Raw genomic sequence first — 25,270 nt, 5'->3', positions numbered from 1 at the left:
GGCCCTGCAGCGGCGGCGGGGCGGCGGCCTGCGGGGCGACGGGGGCGACCTGCTTGTGGACGTCCAGCCCGGTGGGCGGCGCGTCGGGTCCGTGGGTGCACAGGTCGGCGGCGGACACCTTGAAGACGCCCACGCACGGGTCGCCCGTGGGGGCGGCGGTCAGGCCGCTGTAGATCATGCCCTTGCCGGCGTCGTTCGCCGGCACCGACGTCACCGGGGCCGGCGGCGTGCTGTGCGAGGGGGCCTGCGCGGGGGTCGCGCCGCGGCCGGGTGCGGCGGACCGGCTGGGGGCGCTGCCACCGGTGGCCGAGATCAGGTCCGGCCCCGAGGCCGTGCCGTTCGCGTCCTGGGCGGCGGACACCCGGACGTCGTTCGTCCGCTGACCACTCGTCATCAGGCCTATGCCCACGCCGCTTGCGGCGAGGACCGCGGTGGCCGCCACGGCCGTGATCAGCAGCTTGCGGTGACTGCGGCGCCGGTGCGCCTTTCGGTTGCGTGCCATGGTGCTGTCTCCTCGTCGGCGTACTCGGTCAGGGAACTACCGCCGACACCTTGGGAGACCCGGACGTGCGAACGGGATAACGAAAAATCAGTTCTCTTCTTCAGAACCTTTCGACACCCCCGGCTCACCCGGACCGTCCGTACCGGGAGCAGAATGGCGGGCGGGTGCGCCGCCGCGGCGCAGCGAGTTGCTGAGGAGACGAGGACCATGGACGACGCACGCGTGGACGCCTACCTGGCCCGGATCGGCGCCGCGCGCCCGGCCGCGCCGGACCTGGCGGGGCTGCGGGCCCTGCAACGGGCGCACCTGCGGGCCGTACCGTTCGAGAACCTGAGCGTGCGGCTCGGCGAGCCGATCGTGCTGGACCCCGAGGCCCTGGTCGCCAAGCTGGTCGACCACCGGCGCGGCGGCTTCTGCTACGAACTCAACGGCGCGTTCGCCACGCTGCTCGGCGCGCTCGGCTACCGGGTCGAACTGCTGGCCGCCCGGGTCGTCCACGAGGGGGTGGCCGGCCCGCTGTTCGACCACCTGAGCCTGCGCGTGGAACTGGACGAGCCGTGGCTGGTGGACGTGGGCTTCGGTCGGTTCACCACCGTGCCGCTGCGCCTGGACAGCCGCGACGGCCAGCAGGACCCGGCCGGCACCTTCACCGTCGCCGAGCACGGACCCGACCTCGACGTGCTGCAGGACGGCGTGCCGCAGTACCGGCTGGACCGGCGGCCCTACCCGCTCTCCGACTTCCGGCCGACCTGCTGGTGGCAGGCGACCTCGCCGGACTCGCCGTTCACCCGCAACACCATGTGCTCGATGCCCACCGAGCAGGGCCGGCTCACGCTGGCCGGCGACCGGCTGATCCGCACCACCGGCCCGACCGCCGACGGCGAGCGCCACGAGGAGCCGCTGCCCACCGCGCGGCACCGCCTGGACGCCTACCGCGAGCACTTCGGCATCGTCCTGACGCCGGAGGAGGTGGACCGGCTCGACGACCTCCAGCGCCGCGCCGAGGCCGAGCGGGCGAAGGCGGCGCAGGCCGGCGGAGGGGTCGCCGCCGTCGGTCGGGGGCCGCCGGTCGGGGGCCGCCGATCAGGGGCGCTCGACCACGTTGGCCAGCGGCTCGCCCCGGGCGAAGCGGTTCAGCTGGGCGCCGATCAGCCGCCGGGCCCGCGGCAGGAAGGCCGAGGAGCTGCCCCCCACGTGCGGGGTGATCAGCAGGCCCGGGGCGTGCCAGAGCGGGTGGCCGGCGGGCAGCGGCTCGGGGTCGGTGACGTCCAGCGCCGCCCGCAGCCGGCCACCGGTCAGCTCGGCGAGCAGCGCGTCGGTGTCCACCACCGGCCCGCGGGCCACGTTCACCAGCAGAGCGCCGTCCCGCAGCGCGGCCAGGAAGCCGGCGTCGACCAGCCCCCGGGTGGCCGGCGAGAGCGGCACGGCCAGGATCACCACGTCCGCCCGGGGCAGCAGCGCCGGCAGGTCGGCCAGCGCGTGCACCGGTCCGGCCGGCGACTGGCGCGCACTGCGGGCCACCCGCAGCACCTCGCACTCGAAGGGGCGCAGACGGTCCTCGATCGCCGCGCCGACCGAGCCGTAGCCGACGATCAGCACCGTCCGGTCTGCCAGCGCCGGGTAGAAGCCGGACCGCCACTGCTCGGCGTCCTGGCCGCGCACGAAGCCGGGGATGTCGCGCAGCGCGGCCAGCGTGAGGGTCAGCGCCAGCTCGGCGGTGCTGGCGTCGTGCACGCCGCGGGCGTTGCACAGCCGCACGCCGGCCGGGACGTGCGGCAGCACGTCGTCCACCCCCGCGGTCTGCGTCTGCAGGACCCGCAGCGCGGTCATCCGCGGCAGCAGCGGCAGCACGGTGGCGGTCCGCATGTACGGCACGACCAGCAGCTCGACGCGGGCCAGCAGCTCGTCCGGCGGCGGACCGGGCCGGCCGTCGAAGGCGACGCCGTCGAACTGGTGCACGGCCAGCTGGGCGGGCAGGTCGGGGATCTCCGCCGCCGGGTAGGGCAGCAGGACGACGGGGGCGGGCTGAGGGCTCATGCCAGCGAATGTACCGACCGTCGTTTGGCCGCTCGCGGGGCACTCCGTACGATTCAACGGGTAACGGGTGGGATCAGCGATCAAGGAAGCAGCGACGCATGACGACGGCAGAGGAGAAGCAGGACACTGTGGAGGCCGATTTCGGGCCCGGAATCGACCCGGAGCGCCTCCAGTTCTGCCTCGACGTGCTCGCCGAGCTGGACGAGCTGGACGTCGACCACCCCGACGCGATCGTCGTGCGCCGGGCCGTCGCCGGCATCTTCCGGACCGTGAAGCAGCGCCGCCGCCAGGAGACCCGGGCCGCCAAGACCGCCAACGACCGCGCGGTGACCGCCGCCACCGCCACCGGTGCGCCGGGCCGGATCGACGACGAGACCGCGGGCGTCTTCGGGCTGACCTCGCCCACCACCGGCCAGGAGATCGCCGGGATCCTCAAGCGGGCCCGCTCCTGCTACATCTGCAAGACCCGCTACGTCGAGGTGGACGCCTTCTACCACCAGCTCTGCCCCTCCTGCGCGCGCGACAGCAAGGCCCGCCGGGACGCCAAGGCGGACCTGACCGGCCGGCGCGCGCTGCTCACCGGCGGCCGGGCCAAGATCGGCATGTACATCGCGCTGCGGCTGCTGCGGGACGGCGCCCACACCACGATCACCACCCGGTTCCCGAACGACGCCATCCGCCGCTTCAAGGAGATGCCGGACAGCGCCGACTGGCTGCACCGCCTGAAGATCGTCGGCATCGACCTGCGCGACCCCGCCCAGGTGGTGGCGCTGGCCGACGCGGTGGCAGCCGAGGGCCCGCTGGACATCCTGATCAACAACGCCGCGCAGACCGTGCGCCGCTCCCCCGCCGCGTACGCGGAGCTGGTCGCGGCCGAGTCCGCGCCGCTGCCGGCCGGCGCGCTGCCCGCCTCCGAGGTGATCGGCGCCTTCAACAGCGGCAGCGTGGAGCGCCCGGCGCTGCCGGGCCAGGCGAGCGGCGAGCGCGAGGCGCTCACCGCCCAGCAGGTCACCTCGCTGGCGCTGGTCAGCGGCTCGGCCTCGCCGGCCCGGATCGAGGCCGGCACGGCGATCGACGCCGGCGGGCTGGTCCCCGACCTGGCCGCCTCCAACAGCTGGGTGCAGACGGTCAGCGAGGTCGACCCGGTCGAGCTGCTGGAGGTGCAGCTCTGCAACTCCACCGCGCCGTTCATCCTGGTCAGCCGCCTGCGCCGGGCGATGGCCGCCTCGCCCGCCCGCCGCAAGTACGTGGTGAACGTCTCGGCGATGGAGGGCCAGTTCAGCCGCGGCTACAAGGGCGCCGGCCACCCGCACACCAACATGGCCAAGGCCGCGCTGAACATGCTCACCCGCACCAGCGCCAAGGAGATGCTGGAGAGCGACGGCATCCTGATGACCGCTGTGGACACCGGCTGGATCACCGACGAGCGCCCGCACCCCGACAAGATGCGGCTCGCCGACGAGGGCTTCCACGCCCCGCTCGACCTGGTCGACGGCGCGGCCCGGGTCTACGACCCGATCGTGCGCGGCGAGCTCGGGGAGGACCTGTACGGGTGCTTCCTGAAGGACTTCGCGCCCTCGCCGTGGTGAACCCGGCCGATGCGGTCGGCGCGCCGCCGGCCGGCGGGCCGGTCGCTGCCGCGCCGCCGGTCGCTGCCGCGCTGCCGACCGGTGGCACGCTGCCGACCGGCGGGGTCGGCCGGCCGCTGATCGGGGCCGGCGTGATCGTCCCGGCGCCGGGCGGCCTGGTGCTGCTCGGCCGGCGGATCACCGCCGGCGAGCCGCCCACCTGGAGCCTGCCCGGCGGCAAGGTCGACCACCCCGGCGAGTCCTTCGAGCAGGCCGCCGCGCGCGAGCTCGCGGAGGAGACCGGGATCGAGCTGCCCGCCGAGCGGATGCGGGTGCTGGGCGTGCTCCTCGACCACCTGGACGGCCGGCCGCGGCTGACCGCCGCCGTCCTCGCACCGCCGAGCGCGGCGCCGGCCGAGGTGACCGAGCCGCACGCCTGCGCGGGCTGGCAGCGCTTCGCGGTGGACGCGCTGCCCGGACCGATGTTCGGCCCCTCCGCCTGGGTGCTCGCCCAGTGGCTGGCCGACCCGGCCCCCCTGCCGCCCGGCGTCTTCGCCTACCGGACCGTCCAGTAGCGCGCCACCGGCGGGGTGGACCGGGCCTCATCGTGCACCGGGCCGGTCAGCCGCCCTGGTTGATCGCCGGGTCCCACTGCTCGGGGACGGCGCTGACCGCGTCGCCGGTTGAGGCGTCCAGCACGACGCGGTCGCCGAGCGGCCGCGAGAGCCGGAACTCGGCGGGGAAGCTGAGCAGTTGCGCCGTGCAGGCGGTGCCCGGCGGCTGCTCCTTCTTCTGGCCGATCAGCACCACCAGCTGGTCCGTCTCGTAGACCCGGCCGGGCGCCGGCGCCTCGCAGGCACCGTACGTCTCGTGCGCGCTGATGGTCAGCCCGTCGGTGGAGGTGGCCGTCCAGTCCTTGGTCCAGGTCAGCTCGCGGATGCCCAGGTCCGGGACCGGCGGTTCGCCCCCCGGGTCGCCGGAGCGGGCGATCGCCGGGTAGACCACCGGATCCGGGTAGCCGGCCACGCTGAACTCCCAGGTCGGGATGGTCGCCTGGCCACGGGTGGTGAGCACCTGCCGGGTACCCGGGTGGATCGCGGTGACGGTGAGCCGGGCCGAGCAGGCGCCGGCGCAGGACGGGTCCGGCGTCGTGGTCCGCGCGGCCCGGTCGGGCGAGGACCGCAGGGCCTGCGCGGGCGGGAGCAGCGGAAGCGAGAGCGTGCTCCCGTCCGCCCACCGGACCTGCCCCAGCGCCGGGGAGCCGAACGGTGCGTCCGGTAGGCCGGCGGGCAGGTCGACCCGGCCGTCCCGGACCGCCTGCTGGTCCGCGTCGCTGTGGAACCCGCCCGCCGGCGGCCAGGCGACCGGCACGTTCCACGGCCAGTACCGTGCCTGCCGGCGCTGCTCCATCGCCGACCCCGGCCAGGCTCGCGCCACCTGGGCGGCCCGCGCGGCCGCCGGTCCGGACGGCACGCCCCCGGCCGGCGCCAGCGTGCCGGTGGGCATCGTGGGGAGCGCGGAGCTGCGGACACCCGCCTGACCGGTGCCGCCGAGCTCGCGGGTGCCACCGGCCGAGCCGCTGGTACAGCCGGCGGCCAGCGTGGCCAGGGCGACACCGAGCAGGGCGGTGGCCCGCAGGGCGGGGCCGCGTCGGGCGGTGCTGGGCGGGGAGGTGCTGGGCGGGGAGGTGCTGACCGGGGTGGTCGAGCGTCTTCCGGTTGTCATCAGGAACTCCGTTACCAAGGAGAGCAGTTCGCCGGCACAACGGACGCTCCCAGCAGACCCGGGGAGACCCGCGCGGTCCAGCTCCGGCCCGCAACGGTTCGGAATCGACCGGTCGGCGGCGGGTGGGCCCGGCGGCTACCCGGCGGCCGCGGCCAGCACCGACTCGGCGGCCGCGGTGCGCGCGTAGAGCACGCTGCGCCCGGCGCGGTGGGCGCTGACCAGGCCCGCGTGGCGCAGCGCGGTCAGGTACTGGGAGACCCCGGCCGTGGAGAGGCCGGTGCGGTGGGCCAGTTCGGTGGTGGAGGCCGGCGCCTCCAGTTCGGTCAGCAGCAGGGTCCGGGAGCGGCCGAGGACCGCCGCCAGCGCCGCCGTCCCGCTGACCGGACGCGGTTCCCACAGGGCGCCCACCCCGCGGGCGGGATAGGCGAGTTGCGGCGGGTCCGGCGGGGTCACCCGGGTGCGCAGCGCCGAGGTGGTGAAGGCCGAGGGGATCAGCAGCAGCCCCGCGCCCGCCGTCCCGCGCGACAGCGTGCGCCGCTTCCGCACCAGTCGCAGCGCGTTGTCGTCCCACCGCACCGAGCCGTGCAGTTCGTTGAAGAAGTGGCCGACGCCCCGCTCGGCGACCTGCCGGGCCCGGTACAGCACGTCGGCATCGAGGACGGCCCGGATCCGCGCCCAGTAGGGGGCGAGCGCCGTCTCCCAGTACGCCTCGATCTCCTCGGTGAGGCGGACCAGCCGGCGCCGCGGATCGGCGTACAGCGCCCGCAGCCGGGGTCCGAGGTCGCCCTGGTGGTGGCGGAGGTGGTCGAGGTCCTGGCGGACCCGGTCGACGGGCGCGGCCCGGATCGCGGCCAGCTCCGCGGCCAGGGTGGGGGCCGGCCCGGCGGGGGCCGGGTTGAGGAAGTCGGGGACGTAGCCGGCGGGCGGGATCAGCTCGGCCAGCCACCCGCCGTCCAGCCCGGCGGCGGCCACCCGCGGCCGGACCTGCTCGACCCAGCGTCGGTGCACGGGGTGCGGGGCGGCGCAGGTCAGCAGCCGGAAGCCGGGCGTGATCTCCCACATCGGGGAGACGGCGAACCGCATCTGCGCCAGATCGCTCGCCGAGAACGTCAACTCCGCCTGGATGGCTACCTCCGAGGATTCACACATGCCCTCATCAATGGCGGTCAGCGTACCGTGCGGAGATCATCGCGGCATGACCACGCACCCCACTCCTCACCCCACCTCCACCCCCGTCACCGCGGCGGCATCGGGGACCTGGCTGCTCGGCGACCGCCCGGTGCGCCGGATCGGCTTCGGCACGATGCGGCTGACCCAGCAGGGCGCCGCGTTCCGCCCTGGCGCCCCGGCGAGCGACCGCGACCGGGCGATCGCCGTGCTGCGCCGGGCCGTCGAACTCGGCGTCAACCACCTGGACACCGCCGCCTTCTACTTCTCCTCGCTGCGCTCCGCCAACGAGCTGATCAACCGGGCGCTGGCCCCCTACTGCGACGACCTGGTCATCACCACCAAGGTCGGGCCCGGCCGCGACCTGTCCGGCGCCTGGCTGCCGCACGCCGGCCCGGCGCAGCTGCGCGGCCAGGTCGAGGAGAACCTGCGTCAACTCGGCCGCGACCACCTCGACGTGGTGAACCTGCGGATCCTTGGCACCGACTCGATCGCCGAACGCTTCGGCGCGCTGGCCGAGTTGCGCCAGGCGGGGCTCATCCGCCACCTGGGGCTGTCCAACATCCAGCCCGAGCACCTCGCCGAGGCGCGGGCGATCGCGCCGGTGGTCTGCGTGCAGAACCCGTACGGCATCGGCCTGCGGCCCGAGCACGACGCGTTCCTGCGCGACTGCGGCACCCAGGGGGTGGCGTTCGTGCCGTTCTACGCGATCGCCGGCGCCGGGCGCGACGCGGGAGCGAGCGGCAGCGACCCCGAGGAGGTGCTGGCCGTCGCCCGGGCGCACGCAGCGAGCGCGGCGCAGGTCCGGATCGCCTGGACGCTGCACCGCGGACCGCACGTGCTGGCCATCCCCGGCACCGGCGACCCGGAGCACCTGACCGCCAACGTGGCGGCCGGCGCCCTGCGCCTGACCCCGCAGGAGCTGGCCCTGCTGGACACCGTCCACCGGCGCGGGGTGGACGGGTCGACGGACGATCACCGCAGTAGGCTGGCGGGATGACGCCGACCCCACCTTCCACCGAGCCCCTCGATGACGCCGATGACGACGCCGACGACGACTCGCCCTGGATCATCGCGAGTTGCCCGGTGAGCGCGGAGCTGGCGGCGCAGATCGTCGGCATGGCGGAGGTCGACTGGGTGGACCCGGAGGTGGCCGAGCACGCGATGCTGGCCGCGGGCTGGCGCTCGACCGGCTCCCACCTGGGCGAGTTCGGCGAGACGGGGTACACACCCGCCGGGCACCTGGTCTACGGCGAGGACTGCTTCTCCATGCCGTTCGCCTACCAGTACTGGGTGCACCCCGAGGGGGCGGTGAGCGAGGACCACTGGGGCGTCCAGCCCGGCTGGCACAGCCTCGTGGACCCGCCGGTCGGCGGCTTCACCGCGCAACTGGACGCCGTGGTCGGCACGTTCACCGCACTGCTCGGCCCGCCCGACCACGACGTGTCGCACCCGCGGCGCCCGGGGTCCGACTACCTGTGGCGCTACCGGGCCTGGCGCCGGGGTGACCGGGTGCTGGCCGTCGCCCCGGGACTGGACGGGTTCTCGTACGCGCAGTTCGAGCACCTCGTCGTGCAGATCCGGTCACTGCCGGCCGGCTCGCCGTTCCCGCCGGCCGCCGAACTGCCCGACTTCTTCCGGTAGGAAGGAAGTCGGAGCACCGGACGACTCGAAGCCCTGCACGGCTCAGAGCACCAGGCAGCTCAGCGCCGCCCAGAGCAGCGGGGAGTGCTCGACCCGCCGGTCGGTGCGCCAGCGGTCCAACTGCTCGCGCTGCCAACTCGCCAGCCGGCGGACCGGGTCGGGGTGCTCGTGGGCGGCGTCGACCGCGACCACCGCCTCGGAGAGCGGCCGTACCGAGGGGGCCACGTCGGCCAGTTGGTGGAAGGCCAGGTTGGTCGGCAGCGCCCAGCGGGTGGCGGTGATCAGGTCGGCGCCGTTGTGCAGCATCGCGGCGGCCAGGCCGAAGGACTCGGCGAAGCGCAGGTCGCCGCCGCTCTCGCAGGCGATCAGCGCGACCCGGCGCGGCGCGGGCCAGAGCCGCGCGCCCGCGACGCCGTCCGCCCGGGCGCTGAGGGTGCCGAGCAGCAGGTCCTTGGCCGACAGCGGGCGATGGGTGCGCAGCACCTCGGTCAGACCGGTGGTGCGCGGGTCGCAGCAGAGGTGCAGGGTGGCGTCCTCGCTCTGCCCACCGCCGACCGGGGCCGCGCTCACGTGCCCGACGTACATCAGGCGCGCAGCACCTTGCCGCAGCGCCCCGCCCAGCCAGTCCCGGTCGAGGTCGGTGCGGCGGAAGGCCTGCGCGGCGTCGGCGACGGGCGGTACGGCGCGACCCGTGTCGAGGTGGCGCTGGACCAGCGCGAGCAGCGCCGGGTCCGAGCCGGGCCGTCCCAGCACCGAGCCGAGCGCGGAGTCGGCCCGGAACCCGGGCACTCGCGGGTCCAGCACCAGGACCACGGCCCCGCCGTCGCCGGCCGGGCGCGGGGCGCCGTCGTGCGGCCGGCGCAGCGAGGCCGGCGCGGTGGTGACCACGTCCGCGAGGTCGAGCAGCCGGACGTCCGGCTCGTCGGCGCCGCCCACCGCGAGCAGTTCCCAGGGAACCTGGGCGACCCGGGGTGCGGGCTGGATCCCTACGAGCGGGCGCTGGTCGCCGAGCGCGGCGGCGACCGGGCGCAGTTGCTCCGTCAGTCCGGCCGGCCACAGCGCCTCCGCCAGGATCCGGGCCAGCGCCCGCTCGCCGTCGTACCCGGCCAGCGCGCCCGCGCCGAACGCGCGCCGCACGCCCGCCTCCCCACCCGGCAGCGCGTCGGCCAGCGCGCGGACCGCGCGGTCGACCTCGGCGGCGGGCGCCTGCCCGGTGCCGTAGCCCTGGGCACCGCTCGTCCAGCGCCAGGTCAGGAACAGGTCGCCGGCGTCGGCCAGCCGGACCTGGACGACCGGGCGGGGCGTCAGCTCGTCGTCGGCCACGAGGGCACCCCTTCGTCGCTCACGATCCGCCGGTGGTACCGGGATTCGGCCGCCTCCACGTACTCCTGCAACGCGGTGCGCTCGGAGCCCGGCGACATCAGCACCCTGGGCGGCGGCGCGACCCGCAGGCCCACCGAGGCCGCGGCGGCCGCCACCGTGGCACCCAGCGCGGCCGGGCCGTCGAGGTGTCCGTGGACCCTCATCGCGCCGTCCGGAAAGAGCGCCGGGTCCAGGCGGGGCGAGGAGTGGGGCGGCGAGGGAGGCTGCGAGGGGGACCAGGAGTGGGGCGGCGAGGGATGCGCCGGCGGAGCGGCCTGCGCGGCGCCGGGTCCCAGCGTCAGTGACGCCCCCGCGCAGCGGTGCTCGACCAGCTCGAAGAGCAGGCCCTGGTCCTGCCGCCGCATGACGAGGCGGAAGACCAACTGCATGGCGCCCTCCGCCAGTTCCAGCCACTGGCTGCGGGCGTGACCGCTGGCGAAGTCGTAGCGGGCGGCCTCCAGGGCCAGCGCGGCGGGCAGCGCGAGGCCGAGCGCGGCGTCCACCGCGGCCCGTTCGGGCCCGCCGCCGGCCGGGTCGTTCGGGGCTGCGTCGCGCGGGGCTGCGTCGCGCGGGGCTGCGTCGCGCGGGGCTGCGTCGCGCGATGCCGGGTCCTGCGGGGCCTGGTGGTGCCGGGCCTGGCGGTGCAGGCTCTCCTCGATGCCCGCCGCGACCAGCAGGTCCGCCTGCGCGCACCGCTCGTAGACCCCCTGCGCCTCGTGGATCGCGCGGGCCTGCTCGCAGAGCGACCGCATCGCGACGATGTCGCCCCGGCCGTACGCCTGTTGGGCCGCCAGCAGCAGGGTGTCCGCGGCGGCGATGGAGGCGCCGCGCTCCTCGAAGCGAGCCAGGCTCAGCTCGGTCAGCGCGGCCGCCCCGGCGGGGTCACCCCGGGCGGCGGCCAGGAACCCGCGGGCCTGCTCGCAGACCGCCAGGTCGCCGAACTGCCGCTGCCGCTCGAAGATCGCCGACGCCTCGGCGAACAGCCGCTCCGCGCGGTCGAGTTCGCCGCCGCGCAACGCCGCGTACGCCCGCTGGGCGATCAACTGCTGCTGCCGTGCGGTCTCCCCGGCCGCTTCGAACCCCTCCTGCGCGCGCAGGAGGTAGTCCTCGGCCTGATCGAACCGCCCGGTCGAGGCGCAGATCAGCCCCAGCGCGGCCAGCAGTTGGGAGGGCACCGACGGCACCGACGCGGGGGTGGTGGCCAGCACGGCCGAGGCCAGCTCCTCCGCGGCGCCCCACTCACTGCGGGCGATCAGCAACAGCACGCGGTGGTGGCCGAGTTCGGCGGCGCGGGTGCCGTCCCCGGTGAACTCGGGCAGCCGGCGCGCCGCTTCCTCGAGGCAGACCGACGCCGCGTCCAGGTCCCCGCGGTCGCGCAGCAGTTCGGCCCGGCCGAGCAGTGCCTTCAGCAGGTCGTCCAGCCAGAGCTGACGACCGCGCGGTCCCATCGGTGCGGACTCGATGCCGCGCAGCAGGTCCAGGGCCGCCTCCAGGCGGATCTCCGCGCCGCGCGGATCCGGGCCGTCGAGCTGGACCACCCCGAGGTTGGCCGACAGGTGCGCGCGCAGGTAGCGGACGTCGGGCGAGTCGTCGAGGGACTCCGCCACGCCGAGCAGGTGCTCGTAACAGGCCTGCGCGGCCGCGGGATCGGCCGACAGCTGGTGGCGCTCGGCCAGCGCGAGGCCGCTGTCGAACGGCTCTCCGAAGAGCGGCACCACCGCTTCGTCGGGCGTCATCGGTCAGTAGTCCTCGGTGTCGGTCGCGGCCACGGCGGCGGCCGCGGCCTCGGCGAGCAGCGGGGCCGGGGCCGCCCCCGGCGTCTCCCGTGCCAGGCGCCGCCGGGCCGACCCGCGGACCGCCTCGCGCTCCGCGCGGTCGGCGGCCCGGTCGGCGCTCGGGTCGGCAGCGAGCGCGACACCGGACACGGCGCCGGACGCGGGCTCGGGTCCGGGGTCGAACCCCGGCAGCAGCACGCCCACCTCGATCCGTCCCGGCCCCGCGGCCGGCAGCGCCACCTCCGCCTGCCCGACCAGGGCGTCACCCCGCGCGGTGAGCGGGATCCGACCCGCCGGCCCGCCGTCCACGGTGATCTCCGCGACCAGCGGTGGCCCGCCCCACGGGCCGGCCACCCCCGCCAGCGCCTCGACCTCGATCCGGCGGCGCGCACCGAGCGCCCGCACGGTCCAGGTGAGCGCGTCCTCGCAGGCGTCGAGGGCGCCGGGCGGGTAGCGGCGCCAGTCGTTGAGCCCGGTCCCGCGGGCGATCACCCGCCCGCCGGCCGCCGACGGATCGCCCGCCGCCAGGGCGTAGTCGCGCTGCCGTGCGAAGAGCGCGCCGAGGTCGGGCGACGGCCGGGGCGGGCCGGCCTCGGTGCCGGGCGGGCGCCGGTCGAGGGCGGTGCGCAGCCCGCGCAGGGCCGGCCCGTCGAGTCCGGCGCCGTCCGCCGCCGCGTCGACCAGGCGCAGGATGCGCTCCACCCGCCCCGCCGACGCCGTATCCCTCACCCCGCCGTGCCACCAGGCGATCAACGGGTCCAGTCCCGCCTCGTGCTCCTCGATCAACTCGGCCGCGCAGTCGTCGAACTGCTCGCCCGAGCCGTCGAAGAGCTGCTGGCACCGATAGGTGGAGGCGGCCCGTTCCAGCCCGAGCAGGTCCGCCGCCAGCGCGGGGATCCGGTCCGGGAACGAGGCCGGCCACCAGCGAGCCGCCCAGTGCCCGTAGGCGAGCCGGGTGGCCGCGACCGTCAGCGGCCCCGGCTGCGCCGGCAGGTCCGCCGCGGCGCCCGCCTCCCCCAGGGCGCAGGCCTGCACGGCGGCGGCGACGGGCACGCCGTACAGCGCCCAGAGCCACTCCTGCGCGGCCGACACGTCGTGGATCCGTGCCGACGGCAGGCCGGATCCCGCACCGTCGGCGAGGGCCCGGACCCCGCCGGGCCAGCGCAGCACCGCACCCGCGACGTCGAGCACCAGCCGGGCGAAGGCCGCTCCGGCTCCCCCGCCCGCCTCGGCTCCGCCGGTCGCCGCGGTGACCCGGACCGCACCGTCGCCGGCCCGCGCGACCCGCACCGCCACCGGCGGGCGGTCACCGGACGGCCTCCGCTCCCCGGCCATCACGCGCTCCTCGCCTCGCCCGCCGCGGGCGCCACCGACAGCGCGCGCAGCGCCGCGCGCACCCTGGCCCGGTGGTCCATCATCACCGAGCGGGCCACTCCGTCCAGCACCGCCCAGAGCGCGGCCAGGTCCTCGAAGGCCGCCTCCCGGACGTCGCGCCCGTGCAGCCGCACCCACAGCCGTCGCATGTAGGGGACCCAGGGCGTGCGCAGGTCCTCGGCGAGCGCGGCCAGCGCACCGCCCCCGGCGTCGGGTCCGGTCGTCATCCGGCGCGCCCGCAGCACCGACGCCTCGCGCTGCCAGCGGCCGTTGACGACGCGGTGGGCCGCGGTCCGGCGCAGCTCCGGGTCCCCGCCACCGAGCGGATCGAGGCCCACCGCGAGCCGCCCGCCCAGCACCACCGCGACCCGCAGGCTCTCGTCGTGCAGGCCCAGCGGTGCGCAACTGCGGCCCACCTCGCGCCGCACCAGCTCCGCCACGGGCGGCAGTTCCTCGCGGCGGACCGACGCCTGCAGCACGCCGAAGAGCCGCTCGAAGAGCGTGCGGTCCAGCGGCGCCGGGAGGGTGGCCGTCGAGGCGCCCCGGCCGACCCGCGGGCGCGGCGGCCGGGGGTGCGCGGTGAGCTCCAGGTGCGTCGGCAGGTCGTCGCGTCCCCAGAGCCCGCTCGTCCGCGCCCAGAGCAGCCGGCCGACCAGGGTGCCGAACGCGCCGTCGAGCAACGCGGTGAAGGCCGCGCCGGGCCCGGTGCCGTCCGCCCCGCCGCAGGCCTCCAGCGCGTCGAGGGCCAGCGCGGCCAGCCGCTGTTCGTCGGCGGACAGGGCGCCCCGGTCGCCCGCCCGGTCGCCCCGCCGGGCGCCCCCTGGCGCGGCCAGCGCGGCGTCGAGCCGCGCCTGACGGTCCGGGTCGGCCAGGTGGTCCTTCAGCGCCTCCACCGTGCGCCCGCCACCGGCCTCCGCCAGCTCCTCGACGACCGCCCGGGCCCGTTCGTCGGCGCCGGCCGCGGGCGCGCCGTAGCGGGTGGCCAGCTCGAAACAGGGCTGGAAGTACAGGTCCTGCGGGTTGCCGGCCACGACGCCCAGCGCCCGGCGGGCCTTCTTGAGCCGGGTGAACCACTGCGCGGTCGCCCGCAACGGGTCGCCGGCCTGCCGCACCAGTTCCTCCAGGCGGGCGGCCTGCGGCCCCTCGAGGAAGTCGGCCGCGAGGTCCGGGTGCAGCGAGGGCCGGACCACCAGCGGCAGCACGATCAGCTTGACGCTGCGGGTCAGCGGCGCGCCCTGCGGCCCGCTCAGCGCCTCCAGCCCGGGCCCCAGCGCCCGCCAGGCCCGGTCGATGACCATGGCACGCGGGGTGCGCTCGCTGCTCGGCTGACTCGGGGACGGCATGGCCCCCACAGTACGGCGGGCGGTCCGGCCCGGGTGAACCTGGGATCGGTAGGCGCCGCGGCCCGCCTACCGTCCTGACTGTCAGGCAGCGCCAAGCGCCTGGCGCCAAGCTCGCCGACCGCTCACCGGAGCCGCCCCCGCGCACCGGTGGGCGGTCGGCGACACGGAGGAGAGGGAGAGACGTCATGGGAATCTTCGGCAAGGGCCGCAGCCGCGAGGAGAAGGCCGCCGAGATCATGGACCAGGTGGCCAGCGGCAAGGGCTTCTACGGCCGCGCCACCCGCGCCTTCGTCGGCAGCGACAGCCTGGCGAGCATGCAGCAGTCCATCGGCACCTACAAGTCCGGCGCCTACGTGCAGCAGTTGCTCGCCGCGGGAGTGCCGACCGTGCCGGCGCTGGTCGTGTCGCTCAGCGACACCGGCAAGCTGATCAACTTCGACCCGGTGGTGAACCTGGTGGTCCAGCCGGCCGGGGCACCGGGGGCGCACCTCACCCTGCAGACACTGGTCTCCAAGCTCCAGATCCCCCGCCCCGGCGACCAGGTCCTGTTGCTCGCCGACCCCGCCAGCCCCGGCAGCTACCTCTACGCCGGGATGGCCTGACCACCCGTCCGACGCTTGCCGCGCTTGCGGCACGGGAAGCGGAGGAGCCATGGCCGGCGAGCCCACCCAGGTGGCCCCGATGGGCCGCGGCGGCGCCCTGCTGATGTACCTGACCAGCGCCGTGACGACCCTGAACGGACCGGTGATGCTCATCTGGTCCGCCTTCGGCGGGCGGAACCTGCTGATCACGGGCATCGTCAGCACCGTGGTCACGGCCCCGATCGGACTCGCCCTCGGGTTCGAGGCCCGGTCCGACCGGGCGGCGAACCGCCGGCTCGACGCCGTCGGGGTGGCGGCGATCGCGGAGATCCTCGACCTGCGCCCCTGCGTCCTGGGCGGTGAGGAGGGGAACGGCGTGGAGGTCCGCCTGCGCGTCGACGGCCCGGGCTTCGCCCCCTTCGAGGCGACCTGGCGCCGCACGGCCGACGCCGACCTGCGCGTGGGCCTGCACCTGCGCGCCACCGTCGACCCGTCCGACCGCCTCTTCCGCCTGCCGTGACGACCGCCCCACGGCGCGGCGTCCGTCCCGTGCGCGCCAGGGGTTTGGGCACCTGGCTGACTGCTGGTCGGCCGGCCACGTCATGACCCGCCGGCCGGGGCGCCGAGAAATCCCGCGCCCGTTCGCGGTGTGTGCACCACAATGCCGGGATGGAGACGCGTACGACGGCGGAACTGGTCGGGCAGGCCCTGGCGGTGGCCCGCGTCGCCGACGAGGCGGACGGCTGGGACGAGCACGGGGACGAGTACCACGCGCTGCTGTGGCGGGCGGCGGCCGACGAGGTGGGGGCGCCGCCACTGGGGCTGGAGCTGCTCGGTTCCGGTGACCCGGTCGAGCGCGCCGCCGGCTGCGAACTGCTGGGCCGTGCGAGCGATCAGCACGAGGCGCTGCGCGCCGGGACGGCCACCACGCTGGTCGCCCTCGCGGAGCGGGAGCGCGAGGCCGACGTGTGCGGTGCGCTGGCCCGCGCGATCGAGCGGACGTACGACCCGCGCGCCGTGCCCGTCCTGATCGCCCTCGCCGGGCATCGTGACGCCGAGGTCCGTGAGGTGGTGGCCGGCTCGTTCGCGGGTGTTCTCACCGGCCGGCCGGACGGGCCGGACATCCACACGCTCCTCGCGCTGACCCGCGACACGGACCCGCAGGTCCGCAACTGGGCGACGTTCACCCTGGGGTTCCAGGCCGAGGTCGACAGCCCCGCCATCCGGGCCGCGCTCTGGGAGCGGACCACCGACGAGTTCGCCGACGCCCGCGAGGAGGGCATCCGGGGCCTGGCCCGGCGCCACGACCCGCGGGCCGTCCCGCTGTTGGTGGAACTGCTCGACGACCCCGACGGCGCGGTCCTCCTCACCTTCGACGCGGCGCGGATCATGGGTGTCCCCGAACTGCTGCCGGCCCTCCTGGCGTACGACCCCGACGGCACCGGGGTGACCGCCGCCGTGCACGCCTGCGACCCGCAGCGGCGCGGCCTGCTGGCCTCCCGTGCCTGGGAGTTGCTGGTCGAGCTCGACCGGCTCCGGCCCGACCTGGGCGCCGCGGTGTCGATGAACCGCTTCGACCCGGAGCTGTCGCTCGACCTCACCGCCGCCGTCGGCTCGCCGGGCTACTCCGTCGAGGCGCTGCTGGCCCGCGCGGGCGGCAGCCCGCTGCGGGCCGCCGAGCTGGCCGCCGCCCAGGTGGTCACCACGGACGTGGCCGCCGCGGGACCGGTCGTGCCCGGGCCGGAGCGGGAGTCGGTCGGTGCGACCCCGCCGTGGCCCGGGCGCCTGCCGTGACCCCGCGTCAGCAGGAGACCTGGACCTTGGTCCAGTGCCCGTCGTAGTAGACCTCGACGAAGCACTTCTTCGGCGGCATGGTGGTGGCCGACGCGGTGCCGACCGCACCCGCCGTGATGCCGGTCAGCGCGATCACCACGGCGAGCGCGGAGGCCGTCCGGCGCTTGCGGCTGCGGGCGACCGTGCTGGTGGTGCTGGTGGTGGACATGGGCTGTTCCCCTTCCCGGTGGCCGCCCGCTGTCCGCGGGTGGCGTCAGGACGAGGATGGTCCGCCCGGCGCCAACCAGGGAGGTCGGATCAGGCCCTGGCAGCGGCGGCCGGCCCGTGCAGCGGCGCGCCGCGCCCGGCGCGGAGACAGGCCGGCGCGGAGACAGGCCGGCGCTGAGACAGGCCGGCGCGGAGGCAAGTCGGCGCGCGGGGTGGCCGGCCCGGCCCGCAGGCGTGCTGGCGGGCCGGCGGCGGCGCGGCAACAATCGCGGGCATGGACCTCTCGACAGCCCTCCGCGACTTCCTGGTCTCCCGGCGGGCCCGACTCCGTCCCGACGACGTGGGGTTACCCGTGCACGGGACGAGAAGGGTGGCCGGTCTGCGGCGCGAGGAGATCGCGGCCCTCGCGGCCATGAGCGTGGAGCACTACACCCGGCTGGAACGCGGCAAGGCCTCGCGGGTGTCGGACGCGGTGCTCACCGCGGTGGCCGACGCGCTGCGGCTCAGCCCGGGCGAACGCCGCTACCTGCACAGCCTGGCGAGGCCGGCCACCGCGGACGACGGCGCCGGGCCCTCGGGAGTGCGGCCGAGCGTGCGCAGCGTGCTGGACTCGATGCTGCTGGCGCCCGCCTACCTGGTCGGCCGCGGCGGCACGGTCCTGGCGTGGAACCGGCTGGCCACCGCCGTCTTCGTCGACTTCGCGCAGATCCACCCCGAGGGCAGGACCATCGGCCGGCTCGTCTTCACCGACCCCCGCACCCGGCTGCTCTACCTGGACTGGGAACGCAAGGCCCGGGAGACCGTGGCCTATCTGCGCACCGAGGTCGGCAGGCGGCCGCACGATCCGGTGCTCGCCGAGGAGATCAGCCAACTCTGCTCCCGGAGCCAGGACTTCCGTCGCCTCTGGCGCCAGCAGGTGGTACTGGAGACGACGCACTCGACGTTCCTGATCGCCCATCCGCCATCAGAAGCACTGGAGTTGTCCTGCGAGGCCCTGCAACTGGCCGGAGACCCGGACGAGTTGATCGTCGCCTACACCGCCGCCCCGGGGTCGGCCTCCGAGGCGGCGCTGCACCGGCTGGCGCTGGGCCCGGGGATCACGCCGGCCGCACCCGGACGGTGAACCGCGCGGGGTGAGGGGAAGGGTCTGCATCGCGGGACATCGTGGTGATCCGGCTCACTTCCGGGCGCTTCGGGTCGGCCATCGGGCGATCATGCTCGACATGAAGGCAATGAACCCTATGGACGCCCGTTTCCTCGGCATCGCCGATCTGGTCGAATCCCCGTCCGTGGCAGTCGTGGTCGACGTCATGCGGGCGTTCACCGTGGCGGCCTGGGCCTTCGCCCGGGGGGCGGAGAAGATCGTGCTCGCCGAGTCGCTGGACCAGGCCCTGGCGCTCAAGGCTCGCCACCCGGACTGGGTGGCGCTCAAGGACGGTCCACCCGCCCCCGGGTTCGACGCCGTCAACTCGCCGGGCCTGCTGCGCTCCCTCGACCTCGACGGACGGACCGTGGTGCAGAAGACCACGGCGGGGACGGTCGGCGCCCTCGCGGTCAAGGAGGCGCCGCTGGTACTGTGCGCCGGCTTCGTGGTCGCGGAGGCAACGGCTCGGCTCCTGCGCACGCGCGGCGGCGACAGTGTCACCTTCGTGGTGACCGGCGAGGACGGACGGGCCGACGAGGACCTGGCGTGCGCCCAGTACATCGCCCACCGGGCGACCGGGGCCGCAGTCGATGCCGGCGGGTTCCTGCGCCGCGCCGCCGGGTCGCGCGCCGCCGCCGAGTTGGCGCAGGGGGTGCGACGGGGGGTCCATCCCGACGACGTCGCACTCTGCCTCGAGCTCGACCGGTTCCCCTTCGCCATGGTGGCGACCCTGGAGGAGGAACTCATGGTCCTGCGCCCGTGCGACGTGCCCCCGCCGACCGCCGAGGGTGCGAGCTGATCGCCGGCGGGCCGCCACGCCCACCACGCGAGGAGCACCACCCGGGGGCCGCCCCGAGAAACGCCAGGCGCGGGCGGAGTGGTCTCCGCCCGCGCCCGGAACCCGCTCGGCGCTGCTACGGGTTCGTGAACGCCTCGACCTCCGGCGTCGCGTCCGGGTGCTCCGGGTGCGCCGGGTCGCAGTCGATGCGCAGGAACAGCCGCCTGTCCTGCTCCTGGTTCTGCGCGTGGTCGACCGAGCGGTACAACAGCCGGTGCTTGCCGTCGCCGCTCACCGTGACCGGGTCGGTGTACGGCATCCAGCCGGCGCCGTCGAGGTCGTACTCGGTCAGCGCCACGCCGGAGACGTCGTCGGTGGCGTCGAGGGTGACGTGGACGTCCGAGTGGTAGACCCCGTGCCGGTCCGCACGCGGGTCGGTACGCGCCGTGGTGACCGGCGGGGTGGTGTCCAACGGCTCGTCCATGGCGGCGAGTTCCGGCGTCAGCTCATCCTCCGGGGTGGGCGCCGGAACGCCGTTGGCGGAGCCGGTGCGGGCGATCGAGCCGACCCGCAGCAGGATGTTGCCCCAGTCGTCGTGGCCGCCGAGCACGGTCTTCGCCCCGTCGTCGTTGACGTCGAAGGCGACCGGGATCTGGCTGATCTTGCCGTCGCAGTTCCAGTCGACCTGGGCGTCCTTGGCCGGCACGGTGACGAAGGAGCCGCCGCCGCCGGTCTTGTTCGGGCAGAAGTGCCGGACGTCGTAGGTGCCGGAGCTGGACGGGTACTGCGTCTCCTGGAGGCCGTTCTCGTCCAGCGAGGTGTTCTGGCGCGAGAAGTCCACGATGCCGCTGGTCGTCCCGGAGATCAGGCCGAACTGGTACAGGTAGTTCATCACACTGAAGTACTGCGGCTTGTTGTTGACGTTGGAGTTCCCGCCGTGCTCCAGGCCCAGGTTGTGGCCCAGCTCGTGCATGAACGTGCCGGCCTGCTCGGCGACCGTGCCGACCTTGTCGGCGAAGCTACCCAGACTGACGATCAGGTCGCTGCCGGGCGTGGGGGCGATGCCGCTGGAGGTGGAACCGGGCTGCAGGTTGTGCGCCGAGACCGCGTAGTGGAAGATCGGCGACCGCCCGGAGGCGACGAAGCCGCCCGTGCGCATCTTCAGCTTGTTGAAGTCGTCCCACTGGTAGTTGTTCCCCACGGCCGTCCCGAGGTTGGTCGCCTCCGTCACCTTGGCCGCCCGGCTCAGGGTGCCCCAGGTCGTGCCGGTCGCGACGTTGAGGATGCTGTCGGGCCCGGCGTCCACGTGCAGGTTGATGCCCCGGGTGGTCTGCGCGCTGCGCTGGTAGGGCGCGTTGGCGAAGGCGTCGACCACCTGCCGGATCGCCTGCGGGGCGAGAGCGTGGCTGTGGGTCGCGTCGGCCATCCAGTCGACCTGGACGAAGAGGTCCGCCCGGTTCACGTCGGCGCCCATGCCGGGCAGGTCGACGAACTGGCGGCCGGGACCAGGCGCCGAGAAGGCGTTGCCGGTGGTCGGGTCGATGTAGACGCCGTTCTGCTTCCAGCTGTCGGCGATGCCGTCACAGGTCTTGGAGTTGCAGTCGAAGGTGAAGCGCACCGTGGCGTTGACGCCGTCGCCGCCGCTGTGGCTGATCACGTAGCCGGCCGGCGCCGACTCGGTGTAGGTGTTCGCCCCCACCACCGGGGCGTCCCAGCCCACCTGGACCAGCCCGCTGTCCCGGACCAGGGCGAAGGAGAAGGTCCCCACGTTGCCGCGCGGGTCGCCGCACGCCTGCAGCGTCCAGCTGACGGTGCCACCCGCCGCGATGACCTGCGGTTCCTGGATCGCGCAGCCGTTGTAGTTGGAACTGTTGAACCTCAGGTCGCGGTTGCTGCTGTTGGTGAACTGCACCGTCAGGCTGGTACCCGCCCGGCGGGCGGCGACGGCCGGCGTGGTGGCCGCGGCGAAGGTGAGCAGCGCGAGGACGGCCACGCACAGGGCCGCCAGCGGCCTGCGTCGCGACCGGCCGGGCAGGGCGGGTGGGTCGGTCATCCCGGCAGCACCGGGGTCACTCAGGGTAGTCATAAGGTCACGCTAGGGTGCGGCCGCCCACCGCCCCGCGATGACCCGTCGCACTGTCACCCACCTGGACGCCAGGAGGCCGAGAGGCCAGGCCGCCTGCCGCCCGCCGGGCCGGTCTGCGAAGTCGGCCTGTCCGCCGCGGGGTCGGGCAAAATGCGACCATGCCCGACATCACCGCCGGCCTCGTCCGCACGCTGGTCTCCGAGCAGTTCCCCGCCTGGTCCGCCCTGACCGTCGAGCCGGTGGCCCGGCAGGGCTGGGACAACCGCACCTTCCGGCTCGGCGACCACCTGGCCGTGCGACTGCCCAGCGCCGAGGGGTACGTGGCCGCCGTCGAGAAGGAGGACCGCTGTCTGCCCTTCCTCGCCGGGCACCTGCCCACGCCCGTCCCGGCGCCGGTCGCCACCGGCCGCCCGGCGGCCGGCTACCCGTTCCCGTGGTCGGTCCGGCACTGGCTGCCGGGCGACACCGTCGAGGCCGCCACCGACCTCGACCGGACCCGACTGGCCCGCGACCTGGGCGCGTTCCTGACCGCCCTGCGCGCGATCCCGGCCGGGCGGGGACCGGCCGCCGGCCGGCACTCGTACTTCCGGGGCTGCCACCCCGGCGTCTACGGCGACCAGGTGGAGCAGGCCCTCGACCTGCTCGGGGACACCGTCGACACCGCCGCCTGCCGGGCCGTCTGGGCCGGCGCCCTGACCTCGGCCTGGCCGCTGCCCCCGGTCTGGTTCCACGGCGACGTCGCGGTGGGGAACCTGCTGGCCACCGACGGACGGCTCGGCGCGGTCATCGACTTCGGCACCTGCGGCACCGGCGACCCCGCGTGCGACCTCGTCATGGCCTGGACCTACTTCGCCGGCGAGGACCGCACCGCCTTCCGGGAGAGCGTCGGCCTGCCCGACGACACCTGGCGCCGGGCCCGCGGCTGGGCCCTGTGGAAGGCGCTGGTCACCCTGGCCGGCCTCTCCGGCCCGGACCCGGACGGCATCCAGCGCCGGACCCTCGAGGCGGTCCTCGCCGACCCGCTCACCGGCTGACCCGGGCGACGCCGCCGCCCCGCCACCCGGCGGCGTGGGACCGGCACCCGGCGGCGCGGCGCCCGGTGACTGCCGTTCAGGGCCCCTGCGGCCGCCGCCCTGTTGCCTGCTATTGTCCGCAATGTTCCGCTCACTCCGGGCCCTGCTGAAGGTCCGACACCGCCAGCTTGGGAGCCCCTCTGTGAACGCCGACGTCGACCGCCTTCCGCTGCGCGCCTTCCGGCTGGTGGTCACCGGCGGGGGAACCGGTGGGCACACCTACCCGGCGCTCACCGCGGTGCGGACCCTGCAGGCACGGCTCGCGGCGGCCGGCCGGACCCTCGAGGTGCTGTGGGTCGGGACGGCCGAGGGCCTGGAGGCCCGGGTCACCGCGGCCGAGGGGATCCCGTTCGCCACGGTGGCCACCGGGAAGGTCCGCCGCTCCAGCAACCCGCTCAAGCTGGCCTCGCCGGCGAACATCAAGGACATGGGCCGGGTGCCGCTGGGCGTGGCGCAGGCGCGCTCGATCGTGGCGGAGTTCCGTCCGGACGTCGTGCTGGCGACCGGTGGCTACGTGGCGGTGCCGGTGAGCCTGGCGGCCCGGATGTGCCGCCGTCCGCTGGTGGTGCACGAGCAGACGGTCCGTCTGGGGCTGGCCAACCGGTCGCTGGCGCGGGCGGCCACGCGCTTCGCGGTGTCCTCGGAGTCGACGATCGAGTTCCTGCCGGAGTCGGCCCGCAAGGCGGCGGTGGTCACCGGCAACCCGGTGCGACCCGAGGTGCTGACCGGGCACCCGGACAAGGCGGTCCAGGCCCTGGGCCTGTGGGCGTTCGACCGCGCGCGCCCGACCGTGTACGTCACCGGCGGCGCCCAGGGCTCGCAGCAGATCAACGACCTGGTGCGGGACGTCCTGCCGTGGCTGCTCACCCAGGCCAACGTCGTGCACCAGTGCGGCCCCGCGCACGAGGAGGCGCTGCGCCGGGCGGCCGCGGGCCTGCCCGGCGACCTGGCCGGGCGCTACCTGGTGACCGGGTTCGTCGGACCGGAGCTGCCCGACGTGCTGGCCCTGGCGGACGTGGTGATCTCGCGCAGCGGCGCCGGCACCATCGCCGAACTGACCGCGCTGGGCAAGGCGTCCGTGCTGATCCCGCTGGCGACGTCGGCCGGCAACGAGCAGGCGCACAACGCCCGCCACCTGCACGACTCCGGCGCCGCGGTGGCCCTGCTCGGCCAGACCACCCCGCACACCCTGCGCGACGCGGTGGCCCCGCTGCTCGCGGACTCGGCCCGCCGCGCGGACATCGCCCACCAGGCCCGGTCCCACGGCCGGCCCGACGCGGCCGACCGGCTCGTGGACGTCCTGGTGTCCGTCGCCGCCGACGGCCCGCACCACTAGCCCCTGGGCGCTGGGCCTTGGGCCTTGGGCCTTGGGCCTTGGGCCTTGGGCCTTGGGCGCACCCCCGGGACCTGTCCGGTCAGGTCCCGGGGAAGCCGCCTACGGCGTCACACGGACGTCGCCCACTCCTCGCGGAGCACCCCGAAGAGCACCCGGTCGTAGCGCCGCCCGTCCAGCAGCACGGCTGACCGGCGGCGGCCCTCCTCGCGGAAACCCAGCCTGGCGAAGGCCCGTTGGGCGCGCTCGTTCCCGCTCCAGGTGTCCAGTTCCAGCCGGCTCAGGCCGTACCCGCCGAACAGGTGGTCCACGAGCATCCGCAGCGCGTCACTGCCGTGGCCGCGGCCCCAGAACTCCCGCTCGCCGATGGTGACTCCCAGCGTGGCCACGCCGGCGTACGGGTCCAGGTCGCGGTAGTCGGCCATGCCGATCACCCGTCCGTCCGCCAGGTCCTCCACCGTGAACACGGCCGACTCGCGCGGACTCAGACGCAGCATGGTGTCGAAGCCGAGACCGACCGCCTCCGCCGTCACCGGGCCGAAGCACGGGTCGCCGGCCGCGGCCCAGCGCACCACCTCCGGGTCGTTGCGCCACCGGAGGTGGTGCTCCGCGTCCTCGGAGCGCAGCGCCCGCAGCCGTACCAGGTTTCCTTCGAACATTCCGTAACTCTAATCGATCAAGGAACTGTGGGAACCGGGCGATTCCCGCCCCGCCCCCGCATCGTCCGCCGCGACCGCGGCGGCCCGCGACCGCTCAGCGGTGTCACCCGGGAGCCCGGTCGCCTCCCTGACGGACCACCGGTTCGGCCTCCGGCTTCGTGTAGAGCAGGTCGCGGACCTGCTCCGCGGCGCGCAGCACGCTCTCGCTGATGAAGTCGCTGAAGCGGGCGATGTTCTCCAGGCGGACGCCGGCCGCGCTGTCGCGGCCCAGGACGCCGACGCCCTGCCGTGCGGTCTCGGCGACCTGGGCGATGCCGCGGGCGCTGGCGATCGTCGACTGGTACCAGACGTCGTCGTCGACGAAGTAGCGTTCGCGGCGCCGCTCGTCGCGCTCCCGGCGCATCAGGCCCTGGCCGTCCAGGAAGGTGACGGCCTTGGAGACCGACGCCGGGCTGACCTGGAGGCGCTGGACGAGTTCGGCCGCGGTGACTCCCCCCGCGTCGGCGATGAAGAGGCAGGTCAGCACCCGCGCCGTCATCCTGGGCAGACCCTGCTGCATCAGCAGGGTGGTGAACGACTCCTCGTACGCGCGCACCGCCTCGTCGTCGCGCCCGTGCCGGCCCTGCGCCGGCGCCCCCGCCCCGCGCGGCGGGCTCTGCTTGCGCCGGTGGGCCCGGTGTTCGGTGGCGCGGTGGGCCAGATCGGCACGGTAGGCGGTGGGGCCGCCGTTGCGCAGCACCTCACGCGTGACCGTCGAGGTGGGACGGTCCAACCGCCGGGCGATCTCGGCGTAGGGGAGGCTGTCGGCCAGCCCCAGCGCGATCTGCCGGCGTTCCTGCTGAGTGAGCCTGCCTCCCGGCATCGCGATCTCCTCGGTGCTCGTCCCCTGGCGGTCCCCGCCTTCGCCAGCATAGCGTTCACCTCTCAACCATTGCAACGAACGATGGCTGACGTTGCGTTATCCGCAAGGCCATTGCAACACTTTTCCGCCTTCTACCTGCAGTGATGACACTCTCGCGCAACATGCTTGTTGCCCGATTCTGGAAAGCAACGTAGCGTTTCTGTTGTCAGAAACAAGCGACGAGCACCGGAGAACACGATGCAGAAGTTCGACACCA

General features: G+C 75.2%; 22 protein-coding genes and 2 pseudogenes. 12 read left to right on the top strand and 12 right to left on the bottom strand.

The annotated features are described in order from the left end of the window. Positions 1 to 502, bottom strand: a pseudogene (locus ABD323_RS27375) (hypothetical protein); the annotation flags it as partial. A 153-nt stretch (positions 503 to 655) separates the two neighbouring features. On the opposite strand from ABD323_RS27375, the pseudogene ABD323_RS27370 reads away from it, so the two are divergent. Beyond that, positions 656 to 1,405 (top strand): annotated as a pseudogene (locus ABD323_RS27370) (arylamine N-acetyltransferase family protein); the annotation flags it as partial. A gap of 180 nt (positions 1,406 to 1,585) precedes the next feature. Here the strand turns inward: ABD323_RS27370 and ABD323_RS27365 are convergent. Beyond that, the gene (locus ABD323_RS27365) at positions 1,586 to 2,539 is read right to left on the bottom strand and encodes a 2-hydroxyacid dehydrogenase (protein WP_344444653.1); all 954 of its coding nucleotides are present in this window, start codon (positions 2,537 to 2,539) and stop codon (positions 1,586 to 1,588) included. 98 nt (positions 2,540 to 2,637) lie between these two features. Here ABD323_RS27365 and ABD323_RS27360 point away from each other — a divergent pair, with 98 nt between their 5' ends. Next, positions 2,638 to 4,128: an SDR family NAD(P)-dependent oxidoreductase gene (locus ABD323_RS27360; RefSeq protein ID WP_344444652.1), complete on the top strand. Its 1,491-nt coding sequence runs from the start codon at positions 2,638 to 2,640 to the stop codon at positions 4,126 to 4,128. Beyond that, positions 4,125 to 4,682, top strand: a complete 558-nt coding sequence (locus ABD323_RS27355) for a nucleotide triphosphate diphosphatase NUDT15 (protein WP_344444651.1) — start codon at positions 4,125 to 4,127, stop codon at positions 4,680 to 4,682. Before ABD323_RS27360 ends, ABD323_RS27355 begins: the two co-directional genes overlap by 4 nt. 46 nt (positions 4,683 to 4,728) lie before the next feature. Here the strand turns inward: ABD323_RS27355 and ABD323_RS27350 are convergent, their stop codons facing one another. Both ABD323_RS27350 and ABD323_RS27345 read right to left on the bottom strand, forming a co-directional pair. After that, positions 4,729 to 5,832: a hypothetical protein gene (locus tag ABD323_RS27350; RefSeq protein WP_344444650.1), complete on the bottom strand. Its 1,104-nt coding sequence runs from the start codon at positions 5,830 to 5,832 to the stop codon at positions 4,729 to 4,731. 135 nt (positions 5,833 to 5,967) lie between these two features. Further along, entirely contained in the window at positions 5,968 to 6,981 is a 1,014-nt protein-coding gene (locus ABD323_RS27345; protein WP_344444649.1) for an ArsR/SmtB family transcription factor, read from the bottom strand. Positions 6,982 to 7,027: 46 nt separating this feature from the next. On the opposite strand from ABD323_RS27345, the gene ABD323_RS27340 reads away from it, so the two are divergent. After that, entirely contained in the window at positions 7,028 to 7,999 is a 972-nt protein-coding gene (locus ABD323_RS27340) for an aldo/keto reductase (protein ID WP_344444648.1), read from the top strand. Next, a complete protein-coding gene (locus ABD323_RS27335; RefSeq protein ID WP_344444647.1) occupies positions 7,996 to 8,643 on the top strand; it encodes a hypothetical protein in 648 nt (215 codons plus the stop codon). Before ABD323_RS27340 ends, ABD323_RS27335 begins: the two co-directional genes overlap by 4 nt. A gap of 42 nt (positions 8,644 to 8,685) precedes the next feature. Here ABD323_RS27335 and ABD323_RS27330 read toward each other — a convergent pair whose 3' ends face one another. The 4 genes from ABD323_RS27330 to ABD323_RS27315 are packed head-to-tail and all read right to left on the bottom strand — an operon-like array spanning position 8,686 to position 14,497. Beyond that, on the bottom strand, positions 8,686 to 9,966 hold the full coding sequence (locus ABD323_RS27330) for a hypothetical protein (RefSeq protein ID WP_344444646.1): 1,281 nt from the start codon (positions 9,964 to 9,966) through the stop codon (positions 8,686 to 8,688). Then, positions 9,948 to 11,741 carry a tetratricopeptide repeat protein gene (locus ABD323_RS27325; RefSeq protein ID WP_344444645.1) on the bottom strand — a complete coding sequence of 598 codons (1,794 nt, stop codon included), beginning with the start codon at positions 11,739 to 11,741 and terminating at the stop codon, positions 9,948 to 9,950. The genes ABD323_RS27330 and ABD323_RS27325 overlap by 19 nt, the downstream gene beginning before the upstream one ends. A 3-nt stretch (positions 11,742 to 11,744) precedes the next feature. Further along, the gene (locus tag ABD323_RS27320; protein ID WP_344444643.1) at positions 11,745 to 13,115 is read right to left on the bottom strand and encodes a hypothetical protein; all 1,371 of its coding nucleotides are present in this window, start codon (positions 13,113 to 13,115) and stop codon (positions 11,745 to 11,747) included. Continuing rightward, positions 13,115 to 14,497, bottom strand: coding sequence for a hypothetical protein (locus tag ABD323_RS27315; protein WP_344444642.1), 1,383 nt, complete (start codon positions 14,495 to 14,497; stop codon positions 13,115 to 13,117). Before ABD323_RS27315 ends, ABD323_RS27320 begins: the two co-directional genes overlap by 1 nt. Before the next feature lie 185 nt (positions 14,498 to 14,682). Here ABD323_RS27315 and ABD323_RS27310 point away from each other — a divergent pair, with 185 nt between their 5' ends. From ABD323_RS27310 to ABD323_RS27300, 3 genes are all read left to right on the top strand, one after another. Further along, positions 14,683 to 15,099 (top strand): hypothetical protein, encoded by a 417-nt coding sequence (locus ABD323_RS27310; RefSeq protein WP_344444641.1) that lies wholly within the window; start codon positions 14,683 to 14,685, stop codon positions 15,097 to 15,099. 49 nt (positions 15,100 to 15,148) lie between these two features. Beyond that, positions 15,149 to 15,598, top strand: a complete 450-nt coding sequence (locus tag ABD323_RS27305; RefSeq protein ID WP_344444640.1) for a hypothetical protein — start codon at positions 15,149 to 15,151, stop codon at positions 15,596 to 15,598. A gap of 149 nt (positions 15,599 to 15,747) precedes the next feature. Continuing rightward, positions 15,748 to 16,872, top strand: a complete 1,125-nt coding sequence (locus ABD323_RS27300; RefSeq protein ID WP_344444639.1) for a HEAT repeat domain-containing protein — start codon at positions 15,748 to 15,750, stop codon at positions 16,870 to 16,872. A gap of 7 nt (positions 16,873 to 16,879) precedes the next feature. Here ABD323_RS27300 and ABD323_RS27295 read toward each other — a convergent pair whose 3' ends face one another. Then, the gene (locus tag ABD323_RS27295; protein WP_344444638.1) at positions 16,880 to 17,080 is read right to left on the bottom strand and encodes a hypothetical protein; all 201 of its coding nucleotides are present in this window, start codon (positions 17,078 to 17,080) and stop codon (positions 16,880 to 16,882) included. A 273-nt stretch (positions 17,081 to 17,353) separates the two neighbouring features. Here ABD323_RS27295 and ABD323_RS27290 point away from each other — a divergent pair, with 273 nt between their 5' ends. Together ABD323_RS27290 and ABD323_RS27285 are read left to right on the top strand one after the other, a co-directional pair. Next, positions 17,354 to 18,202 carry a helix-turn-helix domain-containing protein gene (locus tag ABD323_RS27290; protein ID WP_344444637.1) on the top strand — a complete coding sequence of 283 codons (849 nt, stop codon included), beginning with the start codon at positions 17,354 to 17,356 and terminating at the stop codon, positions 18,200 to 18,202. A gap of 118 nt (positions 18,203 to 18,320) precedes the next feature. Beyond that, complete coding sequence (locus ABD323_RS27285; protein WP_344444654.1) at positions 18,321 to 19,022, top strand: 2-phosphosulfolactate phosphatase; 702 nt, start codon at positions 18,321 to 18,323, stop codon at positions 19,020 to 19,022. A 115-nt stretch (positions 19,023 to 19,137) separates the two neighbouring features. Here ABD323_RS27285 and ABD323_RS27280 read toward each other — a convergent pair whose 3' ends face one another. Next, complete coding sequence (locus ABD323_RS27280) at positions 19,138 to 21,087, bottom strand: OmpL47-type beta-barrel domain-containing protein (RefSeq protein WP_344444636.1); 1,950 nt, start codon at positions 21,085 to 21,087, stop codon at positions 19,138 to 19,140. Positions 21,088 to 21,245: 158 nt separating this feature from the next. Between ABD323_RS27280 and ABD323_RS27275 the strand changes: the two genes are divergently transcribed. Next, positions 21,246 to 22,121, top strand: a complete 876-nt coding sequence (locus ABD323_RS27275; protein ID WP_344444635.1) for an aminoglycoside phosphotransferase family protein — start codon at positions 21,246 to 21,248, stop codon at positions 22,119 to 22,121. Between the two features lie 181 nt (positions 22,122 to 22,302). After that, positions 22,303 to 23,496: a UDP-N-acetylglucosamine--N-acetylmuramyl-(pentapeptide) pyrophosphoryl-undecaprenol N-acetylglucosamine transferase gene (locus tag ABD323_RS27270; protein WP_344444634.1), complete on the top strand. Its 1,194-nt coding sequence runs from the start codon at positions 22,303 to 22,305 to the stop codon at positions 23,494 to 23,496. A gap of 107 nt (positions 23,497 to 23,603) precedes the next feature. Here ABD323_RS27270 and ABD323_RS27265 read toward each other — a convergent pair whose 3' ends face one another. Together ABD323_RS27265 and ABD323_RS27260 are read right to left on the bottom strand one after the other, a co-directional pair. Beyond that, positions 23,604 to 24,152 carry a GNAT family N-acetyltransferase gene (locus ABD323_RS27265; protein WP_344444633.1) on the bottom strand — a complete coding sequence of 183 codons (549 nt, stop codon included), beginning with the start codon at positions 24,150 to 24,152 and terminating at the stop codon, positions 23,604 to 23,606. Positions 24,153 to 24,255: 103 nt separating this feature from the next. After that, entirely contained in the window at positions 24,256 to 25,014 is a 759-nt protein-coding gene (locus ABD323_RS27260) for a helix-turn-helix domain-containing protein (RefSeq protein WP_344444632.1), read from the bottom strand. Positions 25,015 to 25,270 lie beyond the last annotated feature (256 nt).

The organism is Kitasatospora nipponensis (genome assembly GCF_039528135.1).
In the GTDB taxonomy this organism is placed as follows: domain Bacteria; phylum Actinomycetota; class Actinomycetes; order Streptomycetales; family Streptomycetaceae; genus Kitasatospora; species Kitasatospora nipponensis.
This window is presented reverse-complemented; position numbering and strand designations above follow the sequence as displayed.

Coding starts and splice junctions, on each gene's coding strand:
- ABD323_RS27365 (WP_344444653.1), bottom strand. CDS start 2,539: ATGAGCCCTCAGCCCGCCCCCGTCGTCCTGCTGCCCTACCCGGCGGCG.
- ABD323_RS27360 (WP_344444652.1), top strand. CDS start 2,638: ATGACGACGGCAGAGGAGAAGCAGGACACTGTGGAGGCCGATTTCGGG.
- ABD323_RS27350 (WP_344444650.1), bottom strand. CDS start 5,832: ATGACAACCGGAAGACGCTCGACCACCCCGGTCAGCACCTCCCCGCCC.
- ABD323_RS27345 (WP_344444649.1), bottom strand. CDS start 6,981: ATGTGTGAATCCTCGGAGGTAGCCATCCAGGCGGAGTTGACGTTCTCG.
- ABD323_RS27340 (WP_344444648.1), top strand. CDS start 7,028: ATGACCACGCACCCCACTCCTCACCCCACCTCCACCCCCGTCACCGCG.
- ABD323_RS27335 (WP_344444647.1), top strand. CDS start 7,996: ATGACGCCGACCCCACCTTCCACCGAGCCCCTCGATGACGCCGATGAC.
- ABD323_RS27325 (WP_344444645.1), bottom strand. CDS start 11,741: ATGACGCCCGACGAAGCGGTGGTGCCGCTCTTCGGAGAGCCGTTCGAC.
- ABD323_RS27320 (WP_344444643.1), bottom strand. CDS start 13,115: ATGGCCGGGGAGCGGAGGCCGTCCGGTGACCGCCCGCCGGTGGCGGTG.
- ABD323_RS27315 (WP_344444642.1), bottom strand. CDS start 14,497: ATGCCGTCCCCGAGTCAGCCGAGCAGCGAGCGCACCCCGCGTGCCATG.
- ABD323_RS27310 (WP_344444641.1), top strand. CDS start 14,683: ATGGGAATCTTCGGCAAGGGCCGCAGCCGCGAGGAGAAGGCCGCCGAG.
- ABD323_RS27305 (WP_344444640.1), top strand. CDS start 15,149: ATGGCCGGCGAGCCCACCCAGGTGGCCCCGATGGGCCGCGGCGGCGCC.
- ABD323_RS27300 (WP_344444639.1), top strand. CDS start 15,748: ATGGAGACGCGTACGACGGCGGAACTGGTCGGGCAGGCCCTGGCGGTG.
- ABD323_RS27295 (WP_344444638.1), bottom strand. CDS start 17,080: ATGTCCACCACCAGCACCACCAGCACGGTCGCCCGCAGCCGCAAGCGC.
- ABD323_RS27290 (WP_344444637.1), top strand. CDS start 17,354: ATGGACCTCTCGACAGCCCTCCGCGACTTCCTGGTCTCCCGGCGGGCC.
- ABD323_RS27285 (WP_344444654.1), top strand. CDS start 18,321: ATGGACGCCCGTTTCCTCGGCATCGCCGATCTGGTCGAATCCCCGTCC.
- ABD323_RS27280 (WP_344444636.1), bottom strand. CDS start 21,087: ATGACTACCCTGAGTGACCCCGGTGCTGCCGGGATGACCGACCCACCC.
- ABD323_RS27275 (WP_344444635.1), top strand. CDS start 21,246: ATGCCCGACATCACCGCCGGCCTCGTCCGCACGCTGGTCTCCGAGCAG.
- ABD323_RS27265 (WP_344444633.1), bottom strand. CDS start 24,152: ATGTTCGAAGGAAACCTGGTACGGCTGCGGGCGCTGCGCTCCGAGGAC.
- ABD323_RS27260 (WP_344444632.1), bottom strand. CDS start 25,014: ATGCCGGGAGGCAGGCTCACTCAGCAGGAACGCCGGCAGATCGCGCTG.